At 70.3% G+C, this 6698-nt stretch carries 6 protein-coding genes; 4 read left to right on the top strand and 2 right to left on the bottom strand.

What is annotated here, in order from left to right:
- A partial coding sequence (locus AB4Y91_RS16665) for a YibE/F family protein (protein WP_441419529.1) occupies nt 1-1438 on the bottom strand: 1438 nt, incomplete at its 3' end.
- A 253-nt stretch (nt 1439-1691) separates the two neighbouring features.
- Here AB4Y91_RS16665 and AB4Y91_RS16660 point away from each other — a divergent pair.
- From AB4Y91_RS16660 to AB4Y91_RS16645, 4 genes are all read left to right on the top strand, one after another.
- Nucleotides 1692-2432 (top strand): alpha/beta hydrolase, encoded by a 741-nt coding sequence (locus tag AB4Y91_RS16660; protein ID WP_441419528.1) that lies wholly within the window; start codon nt 1692-1694, stop codon nt 2430-2432.
- On the top strand, nt 2432-3241 hold the full coding sequence (locus AB4Y91_RS16655; protein WP_441419527.1) for a DUF1295 domain-containing protein: 810 nt from the start codon (nt 2432-2434) through the stop codon (nt 3239-3241). The genes AB4Y91_RS16660 and AB4Y91_RS16655 overlap by 1 nt, the downstream gene beginning before the upstream one ends.
- A gap of 15 nt (nt 3242-3256) precedes the next feature.
- The gene (locus AB4Y91_RS16650; protein ID WP_441419526.1) at nt 3257-4096 is read left to right on the top strand and encodes a lysophospholipid acyltransferase family protein; all 840 of its coding nucleotides are present in this window, start codon (nt 3257-3259) and stop codon (nt 4094-4096) included.
- 73 nt (nt 4097-4169) lie between these two features.
- Nucleotides 4170-5609: a short-chain fatty acid transporter gene (locus tag AB4Y91_RS16645; RefSeq protein WP_441419525.1), complete on the top strand. Its 1440-nt coding sequence runs from the start codon at nt 4170-4172 to the stop codon at nt 5607-5609.
- Nucleotides 5610-5689: 80 nt separating this feature from the next.
- Here AB4Y91_RS16645 and AB4Y91_RS16640 read toward each other — a convergent pair whose 3' ends face one another.
- The gene (locus tag AB4Y91_RS16640; protein WP_441419524.1) at nt 5690-6697 is read right to left on the bottom strand and encodes a GNAT family N-acetyltransferase; all 1008 of its coding nucleotides are present in this window, start codon (nt 6695-6697) and stop codon (nt 5690-5692) included.
- Nucleotide 6698: the final 1 nt, after the last annotated feature.

The raw sequence follows: 6698 nt of genomic DNA, 5'->3' as shown, positions 1-6698 counted from the left end.
CGGCGGCCCGCCGGCCGCGGCGGCCCGCCGGCGCCGGTTCCGAGCCCCCGTCGTCGGGCGATCCCCCGTCGGACGAGTCCCCATCAGCAGAGCCCCCATCAGCAGAGCCCCCACCGGACGGGCCGGCCTCGACCGGGCCCCCGGCGGGAGCGGTGGCGGGCCGGCCGCCGTCGTCCGCCGCGCTCCCGCCCTTCAGCCCGGTGGCCTTCACGACGAGCACCGCGATCAGCGTGGTCACGGGGATGGCCAGGACCAGGCCGATGGAGCCGACGAGCGTGCGGATCACTTCCTCGGAGAGTTCGGCGCTGGTGAGGGCGTCGCCCAGCGGGCGCTCGTAGAGCATCACGATGATCAGGATCGGCAGGGCCGCCCCGGCGTAGGCGAAGGCGATGGTGTAGACGGTGGAGGCGATGTGGTCCCGGCCGATCCGCATGGCCGCGGCGAACAGCTTCCGCGCGGACGTCCCGGGAGCGAGTTCCCAGAGCTCCCAGACCGCCGAGGACTGGGTGATCGTCACGTCGTTGAGCACACCGAGTCCGGAAATGATGAGCCCGCACAGGATGATCCCCGAGATCGAGATGTGGTCCGAAACGTTGGCGAGTGTGGCGGCGTCATGGTTGCCCACCCCTGCAAGGTTCGCCGCGTCGGTGGCCCAGGCCGCGAGCGCGGCGGTGATGCCCAGGCCGAACATCGTCCCCAGCAGCGCCGTCGAGGTCCGGGCGGTAAAGCCGTGCGCGAAGTACAGCACGCCGATCATGATCACCGTGGATCCGACCAGGGCCAGCAGCAGCGGCGGTTTGCCCTCCACCAGGCCGGGAAGCATAAACGAGACCAGCACGGCGTAGGCGCCAACCAGGCCGATGAGGGCGCGCAGCCCGCGCCAGCGCGCCACTGCGATCACGACCACGGCGTAAAGCACGGCGAGCAGGATGATGGGCAGCGTCCGGACAAAGTCGACGAACACGTAGGCGGGCGCGCCTCCCGCGGCGGCGCCCTGGGCCTTGGAGAGGTTGAGGTAGCGGATGTTGTCGCCGACCTTGACGCCGTGGGACTTGGCGACGTCGGGGTTGATCACCACCTTGACCGGGTTGCCGCCCTTGTCCGGGTCCGTATAGGCGAAGGTGCACTGCGAGCCCTGTCCGGGCCCGGCAGCGGCCGGGGCGCCCGGCTGGGCGGTGCCGTCCATGCAGCCTGCGACGACGACGCGCTGGATTTTTCCGGTGTCGAAGCTGACGCCTGGCGCGGCCGCATATGGACTTGAAAGCTTAAGGCCTTCCTTGCTGCCCGAGGGCCACAGCAACACCATGGCCACGATGGTCAGCAGGGTCAGCGGAACCAGGACGGCGGCCAGGATCCAGTTGGCCTTCTTCCGCGCGGCGAGCGCCCGGGGAGTCGGGTCGAGGTGCCCCGGGGTCGTGTGTGAATGTCCGGCGCCCATCAGCAGTTCAACCTCATGCCGAAAACTTTACGGGGTCGGAACCGCCAGCCGGTGCCAGTGCCCTGCCGCCGGGCAGGATCCAAAGTGCCCTGCCCCCGCGCAACGCCCATCCCCCGGCAACCCGGCCGCGAATGACCTATGGGAATGAGCGTGCAAACCGGCGCGGAAACGCTCACGGGAACGCCGGCGCGCAACTTATTGTTGGTAATTGCAGGGACCAAACGAGGTGGAGGACACTAGCGTGGCCAGACGCATGACAGACGACCGGGAGCACCAGGCAGCCGGGGCAGGCCCGGCGGCCCGCGCCGAGCTCAGCATCGCGGACGCCGCCGGGCAGACGCGCGGCGTCGCCCTGGTGCTGCACGGCGGCCGCGCGGACAGCTTCGAGGCGGTCCGCGCCCGGCACCTCAGCCCGGCCAGGATGCTGCCCTTCGCCCAGGCGCTCCGGAACGAGGGCGCCCCGCACGGCCTGGCCGTCTGGACGCTCCGGAACCGGTACCGGGGCTGGAACGGGCCGGACATGTCCCCGGTCCAGGATGCCCGCTGGGCCCTCGCCCAGATCAGCCGCGAACATCCCGGCGTGCCCGTATACCTGCTGGGCCACTCGATGGGCGGCCTCACCGCGCTCTGCGTCGCGGACCACCCGCAGGTGGAAGCCGTCGTCGCGCTGGCCCCGTGGCTGGACCGGTCCACGCCGGTGGAACCCGTCGCCGGGCGCCGTGTCCTGATCGTGCACGGCAGCGAGGACCGCTGGACGAGTCCCAAGAACTCGCTGGCCTATGCCCGGCGCGCCGAGGGTGTGGCGGCGTCGATCGACTACGTCTCGCTCAAGGGCGCCGGCCACTTCATGTTCCGCCGGGTCCGGCTCTGGAACTCACTCGCCAACGGCTTCATCCTTGATGCCTTCGGCAACAGCGCCGGCACTGAACTCCCTGGCACGGACGCACTCCGCCAGGTCCTCCCCACCGCGGCCAGCCTCCCGGTGGTGCTGTGATGCCGGCCTTCCCGCTGGAAGCGTTCCTGGCCAGTCTGCCCTGGGTGGCGCTGGGACTGTTGGCGCTGCTGGCCGTGACATTTGCCGTCGCCGTGCGCCAGAGCCGCCACTCGGTCATCGACACTGTCTGGGGCCTCGGCTTTGTGGTGGCAGCCGCGGTCTCCTGGGCGCTGTCCGCAGGCCACGGCGACGACGGCCGCCGCCTCTTGCTGCTGGCCCTCGTTGCGGTCTGGGGCATCCGGCTGGCCGTCCACATCGGCATCCGGGCCCGCGGCGGCCATGAGGATCCGCGCTACGTGGACATGCTCTCCTCCGCCCCCGGCTCCCGCAACACGTACGCCCTGCGCCGCGTGTACCTGCCGCAGGGCATCGTGATGTTCTTCGTCTCGCTCACCATCCAGGTGGGCATGTTCAGCACCGGCACCCTGGGTTGGCTGGCGCTGCTGGGCGTCCTTTTGTGGATTGTCGGTTTCGACTTCGAGACTGTCGGGGACTGGCAGCTGGCTCAGTTCAAGGCGGATCCGGCCAAGCGCGGCACCGTCCTGGACACCGGTCTCTGGCGCTATACCCGGCACCCGAACTACTTCGGCGACGCCGCCGTCTGGGCCGGCCTATTCCTCGTCGCCGCGGACTCCTGGCCCGGCGTGCTGACCATCCTCTCCCCCGCGCTGATGATCTGGACGCTGGCCGGCAAGACCGGGAAGCCCCTGACCGAGAAGGCCATGTCCGCCCGGCCCGGCTACAAGGAATACGTCGAATCGACCTCCGGCTTCCTGCCCTGGCCGCCGCGCCGGCCGGCGGAGCGCTGAGATGCGCGGTTCGACGTGAGCTGGCGGCCGGCGACCAGCGACCGCTTCTACCGCGTCATCGTCCGGACCGGCCAGGCGCTGCGCTGGCTGTTCCGGATCCGGGTCCTCGTCACCGGACGGGAAAACCTGCTTCCGGTGCTCCCGGGCAACGCACGCGACAGCGCCCCGCAAGGCGGCTCGCGGCACCCCACCCCGGGGACGGGCGCGGTCGTCGCGATCACCCATTTCGGCTACCTCGATTTTGCCTTCGCCGAGCTGCTGGTGTGGGGGCACAACAGGGCCCAGATGCGCTTCCTGATCACCCAGGGCGCGGCCGACCACTGGTTCGCCGGGCCGGCCGTCAGCGCCGCCGGGCACGTCGTCGTCGGCTATGACACCGGAGCGCACGCCTACGACGCCGCCGTGCAGAAGCTCCGCGAGGGCGAATACATCGCGATCCTGCCCGAGGCCGGGGTGAGCCGCAGCTTCCAGGTCCGCGAGTGCAAGACCGGCGCGGTGCGGATGGCCGCCGAGGCCGGGGTGCCCATCATCCCGGTCTCAGTCTGGGGCGCGCACCGGATCATGACCCGGCACCACGGCTTCTCCCCTCTCCGCGCCTGGCGGGCACCCGTGCGTGTGCACGTGGGCGAACCCCTCACCCCGGCCCCGGGGCTGGACGTCCCGGCGGCCACCGAGGCGCTGCGCGAAGTCCTCCAGCGCGGGATCGACGCCGGCATCGCGGACTTCCCCCTGAAGCCGGCACCCGGCGCCTGGTGGATGCCGGCCGCGCTCGGCGGCGGGGCCCCCACCGAGGAGGAGCGCCAGCGGCTGGACGAGGCTGAGGGGCCGCGGCGCGCGCGCAGCCGGCGCCGATAAGCCCGGTTCACCCCAGCGACTTGACTAAACTCCATCGGGTACAAAAACGCACTCAATGGAGAGGTACCCCTCTGTGGCAAACACAGTCCTGACGAAAAGCCGAATCGGCGAAGAACGCGGTCTCGCCCGAATAGCCCAACGGATGGCCGCGTGGACCGAGAAGTGGTTCCCGGACGCCTACATCTTCGCCCTGGCCGGCGTGATCATCATTGCCCTGGCCGCACTGGCCATTGGCGCCTCACCCCAGTCCATCGCGGATTCCTTCGGCAACGGTTTCTGGGACCTGACCGCCTTCACCCTGCAGATGGCCATGGTGGTCCTCACCGGCTACGTCGTGGCGACCTCCCCGCCGGTGGCGAAGCTGATCAACCGACTGGCCCTCGTCCCGGCCACTGCCCGCACCGCCGTGAGCTTCGTTGCCCTGATGTCGATGTCCGTCTCCTTCCTCAACTGGGGCCTGAGCCTGATATTCGGCGGTCTGCTGGCCCGGGCCATTGCCCGCCGCAAGGACCTCACCGTGGATTACCGGGCCCTGGGCGCGGCCGCTTTCATGGGCCTCGGCGCCGTCTGGGCGCTCGGCCTGTCTTCTTCCGCCGCGCAGCTGCAGGCCACGGCGGCCTCCTTGCCGCCGGCCCTGCTGAAGATCACCGGCATCCTGGACTTCGGCACCACGATCTTCACCTGGCAGTCGCTGCTGACCCTGGCCATCCTGATGGCGCTCACCACGGTGATCGCGCACTTCTCGGCTCCGCAGGGCGGCGCGATCCGCACCGCCGAAGACCTCGGCGTCGACCTCGACGACGAACCGAGCGAGCCGGCGCCGCGGTCCCGTCCGGGCGAGTGGCTCGAATACAGCAAGACCCTGCCCGTCCTGGCCGGCATCCTGACCCTCGGCTGGCTGGTCTCGCAGTTCCTGACCAAGCCGTTCCTGAGCGTGGTCAGCAGCCTCAACGGCTACCTGCTGGTCTTCCTGATCCTGGGCCTGGTGTTGCACGGCACGCCGCGCAACTTCCTGCAGGCCGTCACCAAGGCCGTCCCGGCGACCGCCGGCATCCTCGTGCAATTCCCGCTCTACGCGGCGATGGCGGCGATCCTGACCAAGGCCACCGGCCACGGCGGGATGTCCATCTCGGCGCACCTCGCCGGGTTCTTCTCGGAGATCGGCAGCGGCGGCGGGTTCGCCGTCGTCATTGCGCTGTACACGGCCGTGCTGGGCCTGCTGGTCCCCTCCGGCGGCGGCAAGTGGCTGGTCGAGGCGCCCTACGTGATGCAGTCCGCCACCGATGTGCAGATGAACCTCGGCTGGACCGTGCAGATCTACAACATCGCCGAGGCGCTGCCAAACCTGGTCAACCCGTTCTTCATGCTGCCTTTGCTCGCGGTGCTGAGGCTGCGCGCCCGGGACCTGGTCGGCTTCACCTTCCTGCAGTTCGTCTTCCACCTGCCGGTGGTGTTGCTGCTGGTCTGGCTGCTCGGGATGACCTTCCAGTTTGTTCCCCCGGTCCTCCCCTAGCCGCCCCCTAAACCGAACTGACCCGCAGTTGTTGTCGCATCAAAACGACAACAACTGCGGGTCAGTTGCGTGTTGAAGGCCTAGGCGGGGTCGGAGACGATCAGGGTGTCCGCGCCGGCCTGCCGGGCCTTGCCGCTGTCCAGCAGCGGCTCGACGACGGCGCGCAGGGCCGTCATCGAATCGTCCAGTTCCAGCAGCACCGGGTACTGGTACGCGATCAGCGCCAGCAGGTCCCGCACCGCGGCGCGGGCATCGTCGTCGGACAGCTCCGGATCATGGCCCAGGAACACGTCGGAGGGTTCGCCGGCCTTCGCCGCGTGACCCTCTTCGGAACCGCCCATTTCCGGGCCGCCCTGTGCGTAGCTGACCGCGAATGCCTGCAGCCGGCCCTTCTTGCTGGCCGGCACGCCCGCGCCGAAGGCACTTGCTTTGGGCGCGCGCAGCACAATCGCGCCGTGCGCCCCGCTGAGGTCGTCCAGGAAGAGCCGCTGCACGGTGGCGATGCTGAGCTCGCCGGGGCTGTCCCAGTGGTGCACGGCGGTGTAGTACCGGCCCACGACGTCGCTCAGCTCCACCGAGCCGGTGGCCAGGTCCTCCACCTGCTCGGAGGCCGCGGCCTCCGAGCCGTCGCCGAAGACCGGGAGCTTCAGGGAGCCGGGCTCCACGACCACCAGGCGCGAACGCTGGATCGGGGCGAGACCGGCTGCCTCGGCGAAGGCGGCGCCGGGCGTGCCCGGCTCCACCTTGGTCCGCAGCCGGGAGATGCCCGACGGCGACCGTTCGGCCTCGTGCCGGAGCATGCCCAGCAGCGTGGACCCGATACCGCTCCGGCGGTGGTCCCGGGCTACCTCGACGTACACCCAGAGGCGTTCCGGGTGCAGCGAGGCCTCGTGCACCACGCCGGCCGCGACGGGGATGGCGACGCCGTCGACGACGTCCTCGGCCACAATGCAGCGGCGCCACGGCGCGTTGCCCGAGGGCGCCAGGGTGCCGCGGAACTGCCGGGCCTGGTCCGTCTCGGGCCCGCCCCACACTTCCAGCAGCGCGAGGTCGTCGCCCTCACGCCATTCACGGTATTGGATCGCCATG

The sequence above is a fragment of the Arthrobacter sp. YAF16 genome (genome assembly GCF_052113385.1).
Taxonomy (GTDB): domain Bacteria; phylum Actinomycetota; class Actinomycetes; order Actinomycetales; family Micrococcaceae; genus Arthrobacter.
This window is presented reverse-complemented; position numbering and strand designations above follow the sequence as displayed.

Bases quoted from the DNA above. Each gene is read 5' to 3' on its own strand.
- AB4Y91_RS16660 (WP_441419528.1), top strand. From the start codon at position 1,692: ATGACAGACGACCGGGAGCACCAGGCAGCCGGGGCAGGCCCGGCGGCC.
- AB4Y91_RS16655 (WP_441419527.1), top strand. From the start codon at position 2,432: ATGCCGGCCTTCCCGCTGGAAGCGTTCCTGGCCAGTCTGCCCTGGGTG.
- AB4Y91_RS16640 (WP_441419524.1), bottom strand. From the start codon at position 6,697: ATGGCGATCCAATACCGTGAATGGCGTGAGGGCGACGACCTCGCGCTG.